Here is a 20,650-nt window from a genome sequence, read left to right as displayed (position 1 = left end):
ATACAGTTGTGTAAACTTGATTTGCTTAAGTTTTGATAAAAAGTAGGCATAAAATTACATTCTTGACTATGCTTTTGCTGAAGACAATGACATCAAGTCCATAAGCCTAATAAATATTTGAATTGACTGTGACTGAAAAGAAATCCATTCTACCGACTTATAATGTCTCGCCTGAGCGAAACAGTGCTTACATACGCCAAATGTTGCCCTTGATGTTGAAGCACAACGTCCCCGTCGACCCCATGAATTATGCGGTTTGGTACCATTATGTGGCAGGTATTAATGGCGAGCTGACTAATGCAATCGACAGCCTAATTGAGGATCAAAAACCGTTCGATACAGACGTCACATTAAACCTTTACAAAAAATATATCTGCAATGCCTCGATCGATGAATTTGAGAAAATCAACAATAATTTGCTAAAACTCATCAATCAAACTTCAGTGTCGATTAATACGGCAAGCGAAAAAGCATCGGTAATTGGCGATAATTTTAACCATACATTAAAAGTGCTGGAAACCAACGATGATGGGAGCAATATTAAATCTGTCCTCATCGAAATAATATTGCAAACGACACAATTGGCCGAAGCCAGTAAAGATTTAAAAAGCCAATTGGATGAAACCCAGAAAGAAATGGAAGAACTGCGAAAAGAGCTGTCTGTCGTCCGGGAAACCGCAAACACGGATAAATTGACAGGACTGCTAAACCGCTGGGCATTCGATAAGGCATTGGAAGAACTTATTCATACCGCCATTCCCAATCAGGCCTGCCTGGCCATATTAGATATTGACAATTTTAAACGGATCAACGACGGTTTTGGACATTTGGTTGGGGATAAGGTGATCAAGCATATTGCCGCAATACTGAAAAGACATGCCGCACCGCATCACCAAGTGGCTCGCTTTGGCGGCGAAGAACTCGCCATTATTATGCCCGACACGACTTTGACCGAAGCGTTTGATTTTATAGAGCAAATCAGGTTGGTTCTAGACGTGAGCCGATTAACCTATAAACGCAACACTGAAACCATCGGCAAGGTCACTGTCTCGGCAGGCATCGCATCCTTTCAGGCAGAGGATGAAATTACCCACCTTTTAACCCGTGCCGACAAGGCCTTATATCGCGCCAAAGAAACGGGCCGCAATAAAGTCGTCACTGAAAACGCACTTTTGCAATAGCTTTCTATAAGCAGTAAACCTGGGGGGAAGCTTACCATCAGCTTCCGAATGCTATTCCCCTACATCACTGCACTTACATCCAAACCATAAATCGGCAAACAACAAACACATTATTTTACCTTTCTCGACCCAACCTTAAGTCCGTCAGCTAGAAATGCTGGTTTACTATTGCCCCTAAAAATTTCAATGTCAAGTTACTATTACCCTGTCCCGCCGTACATATTCACAAACAAGCAGCGAAAAGGCCGCTATAATTGCGGGTAATTTATCATGACCGCCCATCGAATTTTTGATTCACGCTTATTCCAAATCACCCAACAGAATATGGAACTACAAAACGCTTTTGTAAGCTGGTTTCGCAATTCATCGCCTTATATACACGCCCATCGCAATAAAACCTTCGTCATCTCGTTTGGCGGCGAGGCGGTATTGGCCCAAGATTTCGACCACCACGTCCACGATTTTGCGTTATTGAGCAGCTTAGGAATAAAACTAGTCTTAGTCCACGGCATTCGCCCACAGATAGACCTGCGCCTCGCTCGCCTTAACATCCCTGCCCGCTTCCATCATAACCTGCGCATTACTGACGATATTGCATTGCAATGCGTAAAAGAAGCGGCGGGGATCGTGCGCGTGGAAATCGAAGCCTTATTGTCTATGGGCTTGGCGAATTCGCCGATGGCGGGTAGTGGGTTGAAAGTCGCCTCAGGAAATTTTGTCACCGCCAAACCCTTGGGTGTTATTGATGGCGTGGATTATTGCCATACTGGCGAGGTGCGCCGTATTGACAATAAAGCCATCCAGCTTCAACTGGAACAGAAAAATGTCGTGTTGATTTCACCCATCGGCTACTCGCCCACGGGTGAAGTCTTCAACCTGTCTGCTGAACAGGTAGCAACCTCAGTGGCGATTGCACTTAATGCGGAAAAATTGATCCTGTTGACGGAACAAAGCATCCCAAACCCTGACAATAACCAGCCGATCCGCCAGATGACGACTGACGAAACCCAGCTCTATTTGGAAAAGCACCCAGGCATACCGAACACCATGGCCCTATCGCTTAAAGCAGCCATGCAGAGTTGCCAATCTGGAGTTAAACGAGCCCACTTAATTGACAGGACTGTCGATGGCGCATTATTGCTGGAATTGTTCAGCCATGATGGCATGGGCACATTGATAAGTTCAACGCCGTTTGAAGCATTGCGGCCTGCAACATTGGACGACATCGGCGGTATTCTTGAGCTCATAAAGCCTCTCGAGCAGCAAGGCAAACTGGCAAAACGCTCACGGGAAAAAATCGAAATGGAAATTTCAGATTACATCGTCCTGGACATAGACGGTATGATTATCGGCTGTATGGCCTTGCATCCTGATGAACAAGGGCAGTTTGGGGCAATTGCCTGCCTTGCTGTGCATCCTGATTATCAGGGATCGGCGCGCGGGCAACGCATGTTCGAGCATGCCTGCGAAAAAGCCAAGATGTTAAAACTCAATAAACTGTTCTTGTTATCGACGCAAACGGCGCATTGGTTTATCGAGCGCGGCTTTCAGCCTTCGACAATAGACAGCCTACCCGAAACGCTCAAGGCACTCTACAACCCGGAGAGAAATTCCAAGGTTCTAAGTAAATCCATCGATAACCCCAAAACATGACAGATCCCATCCCTTACGTTTCAATATTACAGCTTACTGACTCGCATATCCTAGGTACGCCAGAAGCCACACTACTGGGCATCGACACCGCCTACTATTTCAACTCAGTCCTGGAACATGCGTTTAATTCGGCAATGCGCTTTGACCTGTGCCTGCTAACTGGCGATTTGGCGCAAGACCCTTGTCCCGCAAGCTACCGTCACCTATTGGATAAACTTGAAGATTACGATATTCCCAGCGTATGCCTACCCGGCAACCATGATGATTTCGGCATGATGCAAGAAATTTTGAATACAGAGCGCATCAATTGCCGTAAGCAGGTTTTTTGGGGCAACTGGCAAATCATTGCCCTAAACAGCCAAATACTGGATTCGCCCAATGGCTATCTGGCGCAGGCTGAGCTTTCTTTTCTTGAGCAATGCCTCAAGCAACACCCCGATCTTTTCACCTTGATAGCCATCCACCACCATTGCGTACCCAGCCGAACCGTTTGGATGGACAGCATGATGATTGGAAATGCCCAAGACTTATTCGACCTTATCAAGCCGTTTCCGAATGTAAAAGCCATTGTTAACGGCCATATCCATCAGGAGATGGATATCCAGTTTGATTCCGTCCGCGTCCTGACAACACCTTCTACCTGTTTTCAATTCAAGCCCCACAGTAAACAGTTCAGTTTGGACGACAAATCCCCCGGTTACCGTTGGATTAATCTCTATGATGATGGCCGTATACACACCAATGTTGTGCACATCCCCGAACCATTGGTCGGCTTACAAACAGACACTCACGGTTATTGATCCCTAAATATCGGGGTAGATTGGAGCGAGGGGATTTTAAGGGGCTCCGTTAATTTTTTGCTTGCTTATACCGTTGCACTTAGCCAAATAACCACTGGCATCCACGGGAACGGAGTCCGTCGTCAAAATGACGCCCAACTCGGTCATCGCCCGCTGGTACACCTTACGCTTGAAATACACCACGTCCTTGAGCGGCTCCCAATAATCCACCCAACGCCAACCGTCAAATTCAGGTTTGGGGCAATGATCAAAGCGCACATTGGATTCATGCGAAATAAGCCGAAGCATGTACCAAATCTGCTTTTGCCCGATGCACAAAGGGGTGGAGTTTTTACGGATATAACGGTCAGGCAGCTGATATTTCAGCCAATAACGAGTACGCCCTAAAATCTGGACGTGCCCTTCTTCCAACCCCGTTTCCTCCCACAATTCACGATACATCGCCGTCTCAGGGTCTTCGTCTTGATTGATGCCGCCTTGCGGAAATTGCCACAAGTCCACGCCCATCCGTTTTGCCCAGAACACGCGACCCTCGTCATTGCAAAGGATTATACCGACATTGGGCCGATATCCTTTTGAGTCGATCATGTCAACAACCTTTATCTTTTACCTATCCTAACTCCGTAATCAGCCTGTGATAAAATCAAGGTTAGGATGGAACAATGTAATTGCTTACATTGTTCCATAAATATAGCCCGGATGCTAGATGGCAAATCCCTTTAATTTTTCATGGCAGGAAAAGAGTGAGCTTAGCGATTTTTGATTTGGACAACACCTTGATTGCCGGTGACAGCGACTACCTCTGGGGCCAATTTCTGGTTGACCAGGGCATTGTCGACAAGGCCTATTACGAGACGGCCAATACCAAGTTTTACAGTGATTACAAACATGGAACTTTAAACATTACCGAATTCCTGCACTTTTCGCTGAAACCGTTAGCCGATAACCATCCCGACGACCTGTATCGATGGCGGAATCAATTTATTGAGACCATTATTAAGCCGCTCGTGTTGAAACCCGCCCTACAATTGGTCGACAAGCACCGAGAACGCGGTGACACACTGATGGTCATTACCGCCACCAATCGCTTCGTCACCGAACCTATTGTCAAGCTCTACGGCATAGAATTGTTACTTGCGACTACGCCCGGCAAGGTGGACGGCCAATATACGGGTACGTTTATCGGCATCCCCTGTTTTCAAGAGGGCAAGGTCAAGCTGCTGGAAGAATGGCTAGGGCAGTCTACCGAAACGCTGACAAATAGCTGGTTCTACAGCGATTCCCATAATGACCTGCCTTTGCTGAAAAGGGTGGATAACCCCGTCGCCGTCGATCCAGACGACAAACTTAACGCTTGTGCAAAAAAGATGGAATGGCCGATTATCAGCCTAAGGTCAGGAGTTTGCCCACGCCATCATTTTCAGAAATAGACGGCTTTCCCACTGGTAGGACGCGCTTGCCCATGATCAACGCGCATAAAATAGGCCAGTAATTGACAAGGAATCCAACCATCACAAGAAAATACCGATGACCAAAGCCAGCCAGCCTTCTTCGCTAGACTGTGGGATTGCCGTCATTCATTCCAACCAATTGGAAGAACTGCGTGACGTGGTGGAATATTGGCTAAGGCGACACCCGCTAGCCCCCTTGGAAAACGAAATCTTCCTGGTACAAAGCAATGGCATGGGGCAGTGGCTGAAGCAAGGCCTAGCACAAAATAGTGCGTTAGGCATCGCGGCGGCGATTAAGATACAACTACCCGCATTGTTTATCTGGAATGCTTATCGGGCTGTATTGGGCCAACAACTGACCACAGAACAGCCGCTTGCAAAATCCCCGCTCACTTGGCGCTTGTACCGCTTGTTGCCGACATTAGTCTCCCAGCCGGATTTTGTAGCATTGGCAAGATTTTTGACCGATGACACCAACTGCCGCAAACGTTTCCAGCTTGCCGAACAGCTTGCCGATCTTTTTGACCAGTATCAAGTTTACCGTTCGGACTGGATCAATGATTGGGGGAACGGCCACGACAAATTAAGGAACGCACAGGGCGAAATGCTGCCCATGCCCGAACTACAGCATTGGCAGCCCCTATTGTGGCGGGCGATCCAAGCCGACTTGGGCGAGATCGATACGGAATATGCGAGCCGCGCATCGGTCCATACCTTATTCATGAACCGAATTGATGGCTTAGCTCAGCGCCCTGCGGGCATTCCACGAAGGATAATCGTATTCGGCCTATCTTCCTTACCCCAGCAATCGCTTGAAGTATTAGCCAAATTGGGCAAATTTTGCCAGATTGTGCTGTTTGTCCATAACCCCTGTCAATATTACTGGGCGGATATTATTGAGGACAAAGAGCTACTAAAAGCCAATCGGCGGCGACAACACTACAAATCCGGAATGACAGCCGCAATGCCCCCCGAAGAGTTACATCTCAAGACCCAACCCTTACTTGCTGCGTGGGGCAAACAAGGTCGGGATTATATCCGTTTATTGGACCATTTTGATGAAACCCAACGCTACGCAAACTGGCATTGGCCGGACAACAAAATTGACTTGTTCAAGGACTACGGGGAATCCGGCACCCGTAATTTACTGCAACAACTCCAGCAAACGATACTGGATTTGGAACCATTACCCTGCGATCCCGTCACCTTATCGGCCATCGATAATTCGCTGGCGTTTCATATTGCCCACAGCCCGCAGCGTGAAGTCGAAATCCTGCACGACCAGTTGTTAGACCGTTTTAATGCCGCCGAGCACAACGGAAACCGCTTGCATCCCCGTGATATAGTGGTGATGGTGCCGGACATCAACAAATACGCACCGCACATCCGCGCCGTGTTCGGGCAAATCAAACCCGAAGATCCTCGCTATATACCATACAGTTTAGCTGACCAACAGCAACGCGGTCAAAACCCCTTGTTGGTCGCGGTCGAAACATTGGCCAACCTGCCCGAATCCCGTTTTACCGTCAGCGAATTCCTTGGCTTGCTTGAAGTCCCGGCCCTCAGACAGCGTTTTGGCATTGAAGAAGCCGCTATCCCAACATTACATCAATGGATAGAAGAGTCCGGTATCCGTTGGGGCTTGAATGCGTGGCAACGGGCGCAAACAGTGGACGGCATACCCGATCATTTGGAAGCCAATACGTGGCATTTTGGTTTAAAACGGATGCTGCTGGGCTATGCGGTAGGCGCAGGTACGGCTTTTAACGGTATTGAGCCTTTTGAGGAGATTGGCGGATTGGAGGCAAACTGGCTAGGCAACGTGTCCTTCCTCCTGGAAACCCTTGAAAAATACGCTATCCAGTTAAAACCGGATAAAAATTTTACCGAATGGCAACAAACCCTGCTGGCCTTGATGGACGATTTTTTTGCATCAGATAATGAACCCGAGCGAAAAATATTGGAAACGCTTACGCGTTCCTTGACAACTTGGGGACACAACTGTGAACAAGCCGGCCTGACATCGGGCGATACGCTGCCATTGAGTGTAGTTCGCGAAGCCTGGTTAGCTGGCGTAGATGAACCTACACTCCACCAACGCTTTCTCAGCGGCCGCATCAACTTCTGCACATTAATGCCCATGCGAGCCATTCCCTTTCGCATCATCTGCCTTCTGGGGATGAATGACGGCGATTATCCGCGCAGCCATCAACCCCAGAGTTTTGACCTGATGAGCCAGAGGGGACAATATCGTCCCGGCGACCGGTCACGTAGGCAAGACGACCAATATTTGTTCCTGGAAGCACTGCTGTCAGCACGCGAACAACTTTATATCAGCTGGGTAGGCCGCAATATCCGCGACAACAGCGAGCTGCCGCCATCGGTACTTGTCAGCCAACTGCGGGATACTTTGGAACAGGGCTGGCAGCTATCGGATAACTCCCCTTCCCTGCTGTCAATGCTGACGGTTAAACACCCGCTGCAAGCATTTAGCAAACAATATGTCACCCGTCTTCGTGATCCTCGCTTATTTACATATGCCAGGGAATGGTTCGAAGAATCAACGCCCCTCAACCCATCTAAACCAACAACCATAACAAACGATGAAAAAAACCTCACGTTAACGGTAGAGTCACTGGCATACTTCCTGAGATCGCCCGTCAAGGCATTCTGCAACCAAACCCTCAAGTTTGGTTTTGATGACGAAAGGGTCACCAGCGAAGACAATGAACCGTTCGGATTTAACGCTCTGGATAGTTATGGGCTAAGCAATGACCTGCTAAATGCCGTTAAGAACTCAAACCCAAACAACCTGAACGATTTTTTTGACCACGAATGCACTACGCTCGCCGCTAAAGGTAAACTTCCCTTGGGGCCGTTTGCCCTAGCGGCATTCGACAGTATCAAATACCCTGTCACCCAGGCATTTCAGCAATATCAAGCGTACCTGGATGATTGGCCTACAATGCTATTGCCGCAATCTTGTGAAGTAAAATTTGAGTTAGATAATGGCATCACTATCCTATTAACCGGCAACCTAAGCCAGCTTCGGCAAAAAGAAGATGGCAAAAGCAAAGGCTTGATCCATTTAACTGCACAGTCGCTTATTGCCAAAGATAGCAAAATTGATTTCCATAAGCTGTTGTTGCACTGGGTGCAACATCTTCTCGGCTGTGCTGTTGGCATGAGCCTACAATCCTTGGTAATAAGCGCTGATAGCGTACTTGAAATCGCACCTATACCGAAAGAAGCTGCCGATGACCTCCTTAAAACGCTGGGCTATGCTTGGCACCAAGGTTTGCAAGCCCCCTTGCCGATTGCTTGCAAGACGGAATTTGCTTGGTTAGACGCAAAACCTGAGCAAGCCGACGCTGTCGCTATATCCAAATACGAAGGCAATGACTGGAGCAAGGGAGAAGTCCATTACGATGCCTACCTGGCACGATTTTTCCCTAACTTTGCCAGCTTAAGCCCGCCTGATAGCGAACACGGTTTTAAATTTTGGGCAGATACCCTTTATCGCCCCCTATTTGACCACGCCAAGCTACACCAAACTGTGCAGGAAGCACAGCCATGACGGCCATTAACCCCCTAAATCCCCTGACTTTCCCCTTGTCCGGCACACGGTTGATTGAAGCCAGCGCGGGCACAGGAAAAACTTTTACTATCGCTGCGTTGTATGTGCGGCTGATCCTTGGGCATGATAGTGATAACGCGTTACAAGGGCGGGAATTATTCCCACCAGACATCTTGGTCGTGACGTTCACCGAAGCCGCCACCAAGGAATTACGTGAACGTATCCGTAGCCGCTTAAGCCAAGCAGCGCGGTATTTTAGCCAACTGCCTGAAGTCGGCGATGAGTTCTTGGAACAGCTACGCGCCAGTTATTTGCCCAGCGAATGGCCTATTTGCGCCCATCGCTTAAAGCTGGCCGCCAACTGGATGGACGAAGCCGCTATCTATACCATCCACGGCTGGTGCAACCGCCTGTTGCAGCAACACGCCTTTGACAGCGGCAGCCTGTTTCGCCAGGAAGTGAATAACGACGACTTGGAGTTATTGAATGAAGTCGTGCGGGATTATTGGCGGACTTTTTTATATCAAATGTCAAATGATGACCCGGACTTTCAGAGTATTTATCTATTTTTCAATCAGCCAAGTGCTTTGCTAAAGGAAATCCAAACGCAATTAAGAAATTCAGATCAGATTGGTAATTGTTTGATTCCAAATCAAAGCCTCAAATTACTAATAGCCGCAACCAATAAATTCAAACGAGATAAGCTCGATAAGCTCAAACGCCCGTGGGATCAATGGGCAGATGAGATTGCGGCTTTAGTAGAGACTGCCGTAAGCAATAAAGTATTGCCCGCAAAAAACTATAATGTTGCTAATCGTAAAAATTGGATTGACAAAATAAAACAGTGGAGTTCAGATCCTCTCCAGGAGACACTTGATATTGGGAAAGGCTTTGAAAATTTAACCCCATTTGGTATGGAAAGCCTAGCAAAAGAAGGTCATAACCCACCAAAACATCCCGGATTTGAAGCAATTAACCAATTGCCTCAACAACTCGCAAAACTGCCTAGTTTAAGGGTCGAGATAATTAAGCATGCCATCCATTGGATCAGGAAGCGCTACGACCAAGTAAAACAACGCTTGGCGCAAATGACATACGACGATATGTTGACCCGCCTCGACAAGGCTTTGCAAGGTGACAATGGCTTGCGGCTGGCCGACGTGATCCGGCAGCAATATCCTTATGCCTTGTTTGACGAATTCCAGGACACCGATCCCATCCAATACCGGATTATTTCCACGCTATACCCTAGTCGCGGCGCTGCCGACTTGGGTTGCTTTATGATTGGCGACCCTAAACAGGCCATCTACTCGTTCCGCGGCGCCGATATCTTCACCTATCTCAAAGCCCATCAAGCCACGGTAGGACGGCATTACACACTGGGAACCAATTACCGCTCCACGACAGCCCTTGTGAATGCCATCAACCAGGTTTTTCTGCGAGCAGACCGGCAAGACGAAGGGGCGTTCCGTTTCAAAATCGGTAATGGCAATCCCTTACCATTCATAGCAGTCAATGCAAAAGGCCGCGATGATGAATGGATTGTCAACAGCCAGACAGCGCCAGCCTTAACCGTTTGGCACTGGGAAACGACCGATCCCATTGGTATGCCGGACTATCGGGAAACGATGGCTGAAACCACGGCCAGCGAAATCGTGCGGTTGCTGAATAGGGCAAGCGCGGAAACCGGGTTTAAGGCGCAATCTGGGGAAGTTAAACCTCTCCAACCTTCAGATATTGCCATCCTGGTACGCAGCGGCACTGAAGCCAAGATCATGCGTTCTGCCTTGGCAAGCCGACAGTTACGCAGCGTTTACCTAAGCGAGCGCGATTCCATCTATGCCAGCCTTGAAGCCGCCGACCTGTTGCTTTGGCTAAAGGCCATGGCCGAGCCGCGCAACGAACGCAAGGTACGGGCGGCCTTGAGCACCGCCACTATCGGTTGGCATTACCGGACACTGCAACAACTCACCCAAGACGAGCTGAGTTGGGAACAACAACTGGAGCGATTCATCCAATACCAAACCCGTTGGCAGCAAGACGGAATATTGCCGACTTTACGGCAACTTATGGATGATTACGGGTTACATGCACGATTAACTGACGGTAATGAAGGCGAGCGCTGCCTGACCAATCTTTTACATCTGGCTGAATTGCTACAACAGGCCAGCAGCCAATTTGAGGGCAAACAAGCCTTGATACGCCATTTGGCTGAGGAGATAGCGGCCACCGACCAGGCCAACGAAGAAAATGTCATCCGCCTTGAAAGTGATGCCAACCTGATTAAGGTCATCACCATCCATAAATCAAAGGGCCTTGAATACCCCCTGGTGTTCCTGCCCTTTATCTGCAGTTTTAGGGAAGCCAATAGCCGCTCCCCTTATTACCGATACCACGATGCCGATCAAAATTTATGCATCGATTTTGACAAGGGCGATGAAACCAAGGCACTCAGCGATAAGGAACGGTTGCAAGAAGACATACGCCTTGTCTATGTCGCCATGACGCGGGCGCAATATGCCTGTTGGTTGGGTATTGCCCCGATCAAAAGCGGCAACACGAGAATTTGCCAATTGGAAAAGAGCGGCATGGGTTACCTGCTAGGCTGGCAATCCGGAATGGCCGCTAATGCCTTAGCAGGCCAACTAGCTGAACTTAAGGGGAACTGTGACGCTATCGCCATTACGGCACTACCCCAAATCAGCCGGGATCCTTATCTCCCGTCCGAACGGCAAGAACAGCGCAATTCACCGCGACTTTCAGCCGCAAAGATTACCGATCATTGGTGGATAGCCAGTTACAGTGCATTGCAGACTGAAAAAACCCTGACCCAGTATGATGATTTCTATTTGCCCAATGAACCTGAAACCGCGCACGACGATAAACACAATGATGAAGCAGATAGCCATCTTAGCCCTTTACCAAAAACCTTGTCAGGTATCCATAGTTTGCCAAGGGGGGCAGGCCCAGGCATATTAATCCATGAACTATTGGAACAATGTGGCCGTGTAGGTTTTCAAACCGTATGGTCCGCACCGGAGGTGCGCGAACAACTGATTGGCAATGTCTTTAGCCATAGCGATTGGGACGGCCAACGTAACATTATTTCCGTCGCATTAATGGAATGGCTGGCAATGCCCTTATTAGAAGGCGACGATGTCCGTTTATGCGATCTCGCCACTGACCATTATCAAGCCGAACTGGAATTCCTGCTTGGGGCGGATAATGCCGACACCTACACTTTAGATAATTTGGTCACCCAACACATAGCCGCAGGCAAACCCCGTCCTCGCTTGTTGCAGGCTCAGGTGAATGGTTTGTTGAAGGGTTTTATGGACCTGGTGTTTGTCCATAACCAAAAATACTACGTCGCAGATTACAAGTTCAATAGCCTGGGCGACAATGATGCCGCCTACACCCAAGAGGCCCTGGAAGCCACCCTATTGGAAAAGCGCTACGACCTGCAATATGCGTTATATCTCTTAGCACTGCACCGTTTACTGAAAGCAAGGCTGGGAACGGATTATGGTTACGATACCCATATCGGCGGCGCCCTCTACCTGTTTTTGCGCGGTTCAACTTCCCCTTCTTGTGGGCGTATCTTCGACAAGCCGCCTGAGTCATTAATTGATGGCTTGGATAAGCTGTTTTGCGGCTCATTGCCCAAGAACCCATCAGTCAACGGAAATTTTTCATGACAAAGGGAGATGCAACGCTTGAAAGGATAGACAAATGGGTCAAGTTGGGGTGGTTAAGCCACTTGGATAGGGCTTTTGTGCGTTTTCTCCTGGATCAAGAACCCGATGCGAACCACTTGCTGCTTTGGGCGGGAGCCCTGGTCAGCCATCAATTAGGGCTAGGTGAAGTGTATCTGGATATTGAAAAGCTTTGCCGACACCCTAGTGTAACGCTGGCCATTACTGGCGACGGTATCTGGCAGCCTGGAACGCAAGAATCGCTGACCGAATTGGCTTGGTTAGGGACTAACAAGTTGGAACACTGGAAAAAAGCCTTGCACCATTCGTCATTAATCGGTTTTGGAGAGGGCAATACACCGCTGGTTTTAGAGGGCAACCGCTTATACCTAAGGCGCTATTGGCAGTATCAGCAAATCCTGAATAAGTCCATCCAACGGCGATTACAGCCGATCAGGGACAAGCTCCCTGAGACCCTGCGTAAGCAGGTCGACCTATTGTTTTCTTCCGCCCCCCCCGAACAACCGGATTGGCAAAAAATTGCCTGCGTATTGGCCTTACGTGCCCGATTTACCATTATTACCGGCGGCCCCGGCACGGGAAAAACGACCACGCTGACCAAGCTTTTGGCTTTGTTGATTATGCAATCCAGCATTGAATCCAATAACAGCCGAAAACTTAACATCCTGTTGGCCGCACCCACTGGCAAGGCGGCGGCCAGGGTTAGTGAATCGATAGGCTACGCCTTAAAAAACCTGGATATCGCCGACGACGTAAAACAGTGTCTCCCCAAAAAAGCGAGTACCTTGCACCGCTTATTGGGCAGCCGTCGGGATTCAAGGCTTTACGCCCATCATCGCAACAATCCCTTAGTGGCGGACATCGTTATCGTTGACGAAGCGTCCATGGTTGATTTGGAGATCATGGCTGCACTCATGGATGCCCTGCCGGAACCAGCCCAACTCATCCTGCTTGGCGATAAGGACCAATTGGCGTCAGTCGAAGCGGGCTCGGTCATGGGGGATTTATGCCACGACGCCGAAAACGTGGGCTACGATGAACGGACAAGGGAATGGATCACGCTAAACAGTGGCGAAGAGCTTGGTAAAACAACCCAAGTTGGCTCTGCCATTAACCAGCAAACCGTTATGCTTCGCTATAGCCATCGATTTGGGGAACATGGCGGTATCGGGCAGTTAGCCAAAGCGGTCAATGCCGGGGATGTAGGCTTGGCTCAAGCCATCTTAAATAACCCCGCCAACTATCAAGGTATCAACCGCATAAAAGYCAACAATCCCGCCGATAAAAACCTAAAGCAATTGGTGACGGCAAAAACCAGCGGGTTACGCGACACTGAATCTTTCAAGCGTCAAGGCTATGGCTATTATCTTGATGTCATCAAACAACGCCCGACCCATAGCACCCGATTCAACCAATGGGCACAGCAAGTGTTGGAAGCATTTGATGCATTCAGGGTGCTTTCTCCCCTGCGCTTAGGCCTATGGGGTATCGAAAACCTGAACCAACGCATAGAAGAATGGTTATTTGCCCATCAAAAACCTGCCCTTTGGTACGAAGGCCGCCCGGTCATGATAACCCGCAATGATTACAATCTAGGATTGATGAACGGCGACATCGGTATCGCGCTTTACGACAACTCCGGCAAACTACGGGTAGCCTTCCCCAGCGATGTTTCTGATGACGAGAAAAAGATTCTCTGGATTTCTCCGATGCGCTTACCCAACGTGGAAACCACGTTCGCCATGACCGTCCATAAGGCCCAAGGCTCAGAATTCAGCCATGTAGCACTGATCCTGCCCGAATCAAGAAGCCCTGTGCTGACACGGGAACTGATATATACCGGTATCACCCGGGCAAAAGATACGTTCACCTTGCTGGAAAGTCGCCCTGATGTTTTCAACGAAGCCGTTTTGGCAACGTGCAAATAAACTTTGCCGGACGGGACAGGTTGCCAAAGCTGTTAAGTTAAGGAGACAAATACCCTATCCTGTTTCGCCCAAAAAGTAATCACCATAAGTGGTATAATTTTAATTTCTGCTACCCAAATCACGGCTTATGCCCGAAAAATACGACCTACATTGTCACTCAACCGTTTCGGATGGGACATTGTCCCCAACGGAACTGGTGAGGCGGGCCCAAGGACAAGGCGTAACGGCGTTGTCCTTGACCGACCATGACACGACGGCCGGTTATGAAGAAGCACAAGCGGCAGCAAAGGCCGCGGAGATTCAGTTAATTTCAGGAATTGAACTGTCTGCAAGCTGGCAGGAGAAAACATTCCATATCGTAGGCCTGGACATTGATCCGTATTATCCCCCATTGTTAAATGCCACCCGCCACCTACAAACCGTACGTTTGGAACGAGCCGAGAAAATTGCCGACAAACTGGACAAAAAACGTATCCCTGGCGCCCTGGAAGCCGTCATCAAGGCCGCAGGGGACGGCATGATTACCCGTACGCATTTCGCCGATTTCCTGGTGTCGCAAAACCACGTGTCCAGCCAACTGGAAGCTTTCGACCGCTATCTCGCCAAGGGCAAGCTTGCATATGTGGCGACCGTCTGGGCGGAGTTGGATTTGGCAATAAACTGGATTACCCAAGCGGGCGGTATTGCGGTATTGGCGCATCCACTACGTTACAAATTACCGACTAAGTGGATGAACCGCTTGCTGGCCGCATTCATAAAGGCAGGTGGACAAGGTATAGAAGTGGTGACGGGCAGGTGCAATGCCGATGAAATCAAGTTGGCGGCGAGTTACGCCAATATTTTCGGATTGGCAGGTTCGGTAGGGTCGGATTTCCACAGCCCTGGCAACCAATGGGTGGAGTTAGGCAGGCTTGCCCCATTGCCTACCAACATCAAACCCGTGTGGGAATTATTCAGCCAAGTAGGCCCGGTTATTTAGCCGCCGTTCATAATCAATATGTTAGGCTAGCATAAATAGTAACTTTGAGGACTTTATAATGGAAGCACTCGATCAAATAACAGCCACTTTGGCTGTAACGATGGGCTTGGCCTGGGCAAGCGGCATCAACCTGTACGCCACTTTACTGACCTTGGGCTTCCTTGCCAATAGCGGCAATATCGACTTGCCGCCGGATTTGCAGGTTGTGGCAAATCCTTTGGTCATGGGTGCAGCCGGCATTATGTATTTTATTGAATTCTTCGTCGATAAAACGCCCGGCGCAGATTCCGGCTGGGATGCGATACATACCTTCATCCGCATTCCGGCTGGCGCCATGCTGGCGGCCGGTGCGGTGGGCGACCTGAACCCTGCCGTCGAAATCGCGGCTGCCTTATTGGGCGGCAGCCTAGCGGCGGGGACTCATGCGACCAAAGCCGGTACGCGAGTGTTGATCAATACCTCGCCGGAACCGTTCAGCAACTGGGTTGCGTCCATCGGGGAAGATGTTGCCGTGGTCACTGGCGTTTGGGCGAGCATCAACCATCCCGTCGCCTTCCTGATTGCCCTAGCCTTGTTTATCATGTTGATGATCTGGTTATTGCCCAAAATCTGGGTGGGCGTAAAAAAAGTTTTTCGCTTTATCCTTGGCTGGTTCAAAAAAAGGGACATGCCTGCCGACCTTAATTTGCCGCATTGAAACAAACCTTGTATAGCTTAATTCCATTCATGGCTCAACTGGCTCACTACGAACGGAATCAATACGTTACTGTCATCCCCAAGCCTGTCGCAGGATTTATTCAAATGCCGCTCTTTTTTGCTATTGACTACAACGACATAATCGCGTCTAATGTCGCTCTTTTGTGTGTCCGCCCAGGTAGCTCAGTCGGTAGAGCAGAGGACTGAAAATCCTCGTGTCGACGGTTCGATTCCGCCCCTGGGCACCATCCACAAAGTTGATTTCTCCCCAACCGCCACATCCACCAGATATGCCCAGGTAGCTCAGTCGGTAGAGCAGAGGACTGAAAATCCTCGTGTCGACGGTTCGATTCCGCCCCTGGGCACCAATGCCATACTTGGCATTTGTTAGTTTTCTTTTATTAGCCCGATAAACTTAGGGTATTTCTTAAGACAAAAACTAAGTCAGTCAACGGTATCTTATTTTTCCCACAAATCCCCATATTGCAGCGTCACTATCAGCTTTAACCATAATGTCATCATACAGCAACACCCTCCGTCAAATTCCAAAAGGCATTTGGGTCCTTGGCTTCGTGAGCATGTTAATGGACATTTCATCTGAAATGATTCACAGCCTGCTTCCCCTGTTTATGGTTACAACTCTGGGTAGCAGTGTCTTTGTCGTTGGCCTTATTGAAGGGCTGGCAGAATCCACCGCATTGACCGTAAAAGTATTCTCGGGTATTTTGAGTGACTATATCGGCAAACGCAAAGGGCTTGCTGTGTTTGGTTACGCTATGGGGGCTTTCTCCAAGCCACTGTTTGCCATGGCATACAGCTCAGGGTTCGTGCTGACCGCCCGTTTGCTCGATCGAATAGGAAAAGGCGTACGCGGCGCACCGCGCGATGCACTGGTCGCCGATATTGCGCCGCCACATTTACGGGGCGCAGCGTTTGGTCTGCGTCAGTCGTTGGACACCGTGGGTGCTTTCTTCGGGCCATTACTGGCAGTCGGCTTAATGCTGCTTTGGGCTAACGATTTTAGGGCCGTCTTCTGGGTAGCCGTGGTTCCAGGAATGCTTGCTGTCACACTCCTTGTTTTCGGGATTCAGGAGCCGGAGCCGTCTCAATCCGAAACAAGGACTAATCCGATCCTGCGGGAAAACCTACAGCGTCTAAATAAACCTTATTGGTGGATAGTCGCCATTGGCGCAATTTTTATGCTTGCACGGTTTAGCGAAGCGTTTTTAGTGCTGCGTGGATTACAGCTCGGTATCCCCGTTGCACTATCGCCATTAGTAATGGTTGCGATGAACCTGGTATATGCCGTTTCGGCCTATCCTTTCGGCAAGCTTTCAGACCGGGTACAACATACCGGACTGCTTGCGTTTGGACTCATCGTATTGATTGTCGCCGATTTGGTTCTCGCTAACAGCCATCACTGGAGCGCCGTTTTGGCGGGCGTTACACTTTGGGGTATCCACATGGGCATGACCCAAGGCCTGTTGGCGGCCATGGTAGCCGACACCGCACCAGCCGATTTACGCGGAACAGCGTATGGATTTTTTAATCTTATGAGTGGGGTAACACTGTTAATTGCCAGTGGATTAGCAGGTTTTATCTGGGATCGATTTGGCGCTGAAACAACATTTTACACGGGAGCTGCTTTTTGTTTGTTGGCGTTAGCCGTATTAGGAATACAACCGAGCCGTCTAAGGGCCGCCCCATGATTTTTACAAGTCATGTGCCTACTTCTTAAGCGAAATCCCCCTTTGACTTGGTTAATAGCCAACAAAGGGGTGGCCTAACCGCAGCCCCAGCCGTCGCATAAAATTGTTGACCGGTTACAATAGCATCCGCACGATTTTGAGGTTGCTATCTTCGGGATGGGTTGTAACCGTGAAATTCAGGCGCTCCATCAATTTCAACATGGCGTGGTTATTATTTAACACGACACCTTCCATAATTTTCAGCCCTTTGGATCGCGCAATATCCATCAAAGCAATCATTAACGTCCGCCCCAGGCCCTTACCGCGCATACCGTCAGCAACCACCAATGCAAAATCGCAACTTTCGCCGTCTGGATTGATGATGTAGCGCGTCACGCCCAGTTCAATTTCTTTGCCCTGTTCCTCGATGACCGCTATCAATGCCATTTCCCGACTGTAATCGATCTGGGTAAAACGCGCGAGCGTGGACTGGCTAAGCTCTTGGACACTGCTCATAAAACGGAAATAGCGTGGTTCTTCAGATAAATTGCGGATGAAATCCTGCTCGATTTCCGCATCTTCAGGACGTATCGGACGCACAACAACGTTGGTCCCATCGGTTAGCTGCAAGTTCATAACCAAATGTGCAGGATAAGGATAGATCGCCATGTGGGCATAGCGGTCGGACTGGGGCGAATGGAAATCCACCACTACGCGTGCATCAGCGGCCAATGCCCCGTGTTCATCAACAATTAGCGGATTGATGTCCATTTCCATCAGCATCGGCAGTTCGCACACCATTTCAGATACGCGCAACAGCACGCTTTCGAGCGCTTCCTGATTCACTGGCGGCATGTGTCGGAAAGTGTCGAGCATTTTGGCAATCCGCGTACCTTGGATAAGGTCTTTGACCAAAAAGGTATTCAAGGGGGGTAAGGTGACGGAACGATCTTTCAATATTTCCACGGCGATCCCACCCGCACCGAAGCTAATGATCGGCCCGAAGATGGGGTCTTTAGCGACACCGACCATTAGTTCACGGCCATTGGGTTTAACAATCATCGGCTCTATGGAAATGCCTTCTATCGTTGCATCCGGCCGGTTACGTTTGACCTTTTCGATAATGTCGTGATACGCCCCGCGAACCGCTTGCGCATTTGCCAAGTTCAACCTGATCCCGCCAGCATCCGTTTTATGGGTAATGTCGGGCGAGTTGACTTTCATTGCCACCGGATAACCCAACTGTTGGGCAATCAGCAAGGCTTCGTTAGGTGAATGGGCAACCAACGTTTGTGCCACTGGAATATGGAAGGCCGATAATAACGCCTTCGATTCCATCTCACTCAATACCTTGCGCCGTTCTTGCAACGCCCCTTCGATAATTAGGCGCGCACCTTCCACATCGGGTTCCAGGTGATGTGAAAGGGGACCGGGCATTTGCATCAGGAGCTTCTGGTTCTGGTAGTAGGCGGAAAGGAATGAAAAAATCTCTACCGCCGGTTCTGGGGTACGGAAGTTGGGTTTCCTTGCCTCGTTGAAGGCTGCGCGCGATGCCTCGACTTGAGCCCCGCCCATCCAGCATGCCAACAACGGCTTGCTGTATTGGTTGGAAATCTCAATGACCGCATTGGCGGCTTCCAAGGGTTTGGTCATTGCCTGCGGCGTTAGAATGGTCAATACGCCATCGACATTGGGTTCTTCCATGCAGGCTTTGACGGCATGGCGGTAACGGTCGGCTTGTGCATCGCCGATAATATCGACAGGATTGCCGTGCGACCATGTCGGCGGGAGCACCTCGTTTAGTTTTTCTATCGTCCCTTGCGACAAAGTCGCCATAACCAATCCCAAATCGGCTGCACAGTCAGTCGCCATAACGCCAGGGCCGCCGCCATTCGTAACAATAGCCAAGCGATTGCCGATTGGGTGAAAACCGCAAGAGAGCGCCTTAGCCGCAGAAAATAGTTGGGTGACTGATTGTACCCTTACCACGCCGGCACGTCTTATTGCGGCATCGAAGGCATCATCCGAACCCGCCATGGCAGCGGTGTGGGACATGGCCGCTTTGGAACCGGCTTCGTGTCGGCCTACCTTGACCAGAATGACGGGTTTTATGCGGGCTGCGGCGCGAAGGGAACTCATGAAGCTGCGCGCGTTTCGGATACCTTCGATATAAAGCAAGATGCTTTGGGTTAAGGCATCCGAAACCAGGTAGTCAATAATTTCACCGAAGTCGACATCCGCCGACGATCCCATCGAGACGACGCTGGAAAATCCGACATTATTGGTTTTCGCCCAATCAAGAATCGCGGTGCATAACGCGCCGGACTGGGATACAAATGCCAAGTTTCCAGTATTGGCACTGCCTTTGTTAAAAGTGGCGTTGAGTCCGATTTCAGGCCGGAGGACGCCCAAACAGTTGGGGCCGATCAACCGGATATTATGACGTTTGGCGCTCTCTAATACCGCCCTTTCCAAGGCTTTACCCACCTCCCCGGTTTCGCTAAAGCCTGCCGTGATGATAACAGCGGCTTTTACGTTATGTTTGCCGCAATCGTCGATGATGTTTGGCACAGTGCCCGGAGGCGTAGCTATCACTGCCAACTCTATCGGCTCATTGATTACCGAGAGGGAAGGATATGCCTGACATCCTTGGACATTGGCGCGTTTCGGATTGATAGCAAACAAAGTGCCTTGAAAACCACTTTCTAGCATGTTCTGAAATACGATTTGACCGACAGAATTGACACGGTCGCTGGCACCGAATACGGCAACGGACTTAGGTGCAAATAACGATTTTAAGTAATGTTGTCCCATTGACGGATTGAATTAGTGAAGTGAACATTTAACAAGAGGGTTATCGAGAACTATTTAATAGCCTACATCCATGAGACTTCCCATTTTATGAATCCACTACGATAAAGCAATGTCGCTATGAGATATTTCCTGAATTTAACAGGATGACTTCTATTTCTTCGGCAATT

The 20,650-nt window shown here is 49.4% G+C and carries 12 protein-coding genes and 2 tRNA genes; 12 read left to right on the top strand and 2 right to left on the bottom strand.

The features are described 5' to 3' along the window. Nucleotides 1-128: 128 nt before the first annotated feature. From MGMO_RS08275 to cpdA, 3 genes are all read left to right on the top strand, one after another. Nucleotides 129-1,181, top strand: a complete 1,053-nt coding sequence (locus tag MGMO_RS08275) for a GGDEF domain-containing protein (protein ID WP_023494598.1) — start codon at nt 129-131, stop codon at nt 1,179-1,181. A 324-nt stretch (nt 1,182-1,505) separates the two neighbouring features. After that, nucleotides 1,506-2,834, top strand: coding sequence for an amino-acid N-acetyltransferase (gene argA / locus MGMO_RS08270; protein WP_036307305.1), 1,329 nt, complete (start codon nt 1,506-1,508; stop codon nt 2,832-2,834). Next, nucleotides 2,831-3,634 (top strand): 3',5'-cyclic-AMP phosphodiesterase, encoded by an 804-nt coding sequence (cpdA, locus tag MGMO_RS08265; protein ID WP_023494596.1) that lies wholly within the window; start codon nt 2,831-2,833, stop codon nt 3,632-3,634. The genes argA and cpdA overlap by 4 nt, the downstream gene beginning before the upstream one ends. Before the next feature lie 36 nt (nt 3,635-3,670). Here cpdA and MGMO_RS08260 read toward each other — a convergent pair whose 3' ends face one another. Continuing rightward, entirely contained in the window at nt 3,671-4,222 is a 552-nt protein-coding gene (locus tag MGMO_RS08260) for an RNA pyrophosphohydrolase (RefSeq protein WP_023494595.1), read from the bottom strand. Nucleotides 4,223-4,377: 155 nt separating this feature from the next. Here MGMO_RS08260 and MGMO_RS08255 point away from each other — a divergent pair, with 155 nt between their 5' ends. The 9 genes from MGMO_RS08255 to MGMO_RS08215 all read left to right on the top strand — a co-directional run bounded on the left by MGMO_RS08255 (nt 4,378) and on the right by MGMO_RS08215 (nt 17,690). After that, on the top strand, nt 4,378-5,064 hold the full coding sequence (locus MGMO_RS08255) for a histidinol-phosphatase (RefSeq protein ID WP_023494594.1): 687 nt from the start codon (nt 4,378-4,380) through the stop codon (nt 5,062-5,064). A gap of 97 nt (nt 5,065-5,161) precedes the next feature. Further along, nucleotides 5,162-8,662, top strand: coding sequence for an exodeoxyribonuclease V subunit gamma (gene recC / locus MGMO_RS08250; RefSeq protein ID WP_023494593.1), 3,501 nt, complete (start codon nt 5,162-5,164; stop codon nt 8,660-8,662). Further along, nucleotides 8,659-12,360: an exodeoxyribonuclease V subunit beta gene (gene recB / locus MGMO_RS08245; protein WP_023494592.1), complete on the top strand. Its 3,702-nt coding sequence runs from the start codon at nt 8,659-8,661 to the stop codon at nt 12,358-12,360. The genes recC and recB overlap by 4 nt, the downstream gene beginning before the upstream one ends. Next, nucleotides 12,357-14,306, top strand: a complete 1,950-nt coding sequence (gene recD / locus MGMO_RS08240) for an exodeoxyribonuclease V subunit alpha (protein ID WP_023494591.1) — start codon at nt 12,357-12,359, stop codon at nt 14,304-14,306. Before recB ends, recD begins: the two co-directional genes overlap by 4 nt. 127 nt (nt 14,307-14,433) lie before the next feature. Next, complete coding sequence (locus MGMO_RS08235) at nt 14,434-15,285, top strand: PHP domain-containing protein (RefSeq protein ID WP_023494590.1); 852 nt, start codon at nt 14,434-14,436, stop codon at nt 15,283-15,285. A gap of 58 nt (nt 15,286-15,343) precedes the next feature. Further along, nucleotides 15,344-15,982, top strand: coding sequence for a DUF4126 domain-containing protein (locus MGMO_RS08230; RefSeq protein WP_023494589.1), 639 nt, complete (start codon nt 15,344-15,346; stop codon nt 15,980-15,982). Between the two features lie 171 nt (nt 15,983-16,153). Next, a tRNA-Phe gene (locus MGMO_RS08225) sits at nt 16,154-16,229 on the top strand. Nucleotides 16,230-16,273: 44 nt separating this feature from the next. Next, nucleotides 16,274-16,349, top strand: a tRNA-Phe gene (locus tag MGMO_RS08220). 144 nt (nt 16,350-16,493) lie between these two features. Then, nucleotides 16,494-17,690: an MFS transporter gene (locus tag MGMO_RS08215; protein ID WP_023494588.1), complete on the top strand. Its 1,197-nt coding sequence runs from the start codon at nt 16,494-16,496 to the stop codon at nt 17,688-17,690. 114 nt (nt 17,691-17,804) lie between these two features. On the opposite strand, the gene MGMO_RS08210 is transcribed toward MGMO_RS08215, so the two are convergent. Then, nucleotides 17,805-20,483, bottom strand: coding sequence for a bifunctional acetate--CoA ligase family protein/GNAT family N-acetyltransferase (locus MGMO_RS08210; RefSeq protein ID WP_023494587.1), 2,679 nt, complete (start codon nt 20,481-20,483; stop codon nt 17,805-17,807). Between the last annotated feature and the right edge of the window lie 167 nt (nt 20,484-20,650).

The sequence above is a fragment of the Methyloglobulus morosus KoM1 genome (assembly GCF_000496735.2).
Lineage (GTDB): Bacteria > Pseudomonadota > Gammaproteobacteria > Methylococcales > Methylomonadaceae > Methyloglobulus > Methyloglobulus morosus.
Note: the sequence above shows the minus strand (reverse complement) of the source record. Positions and strands in the feature narration are given on the sequence as shown.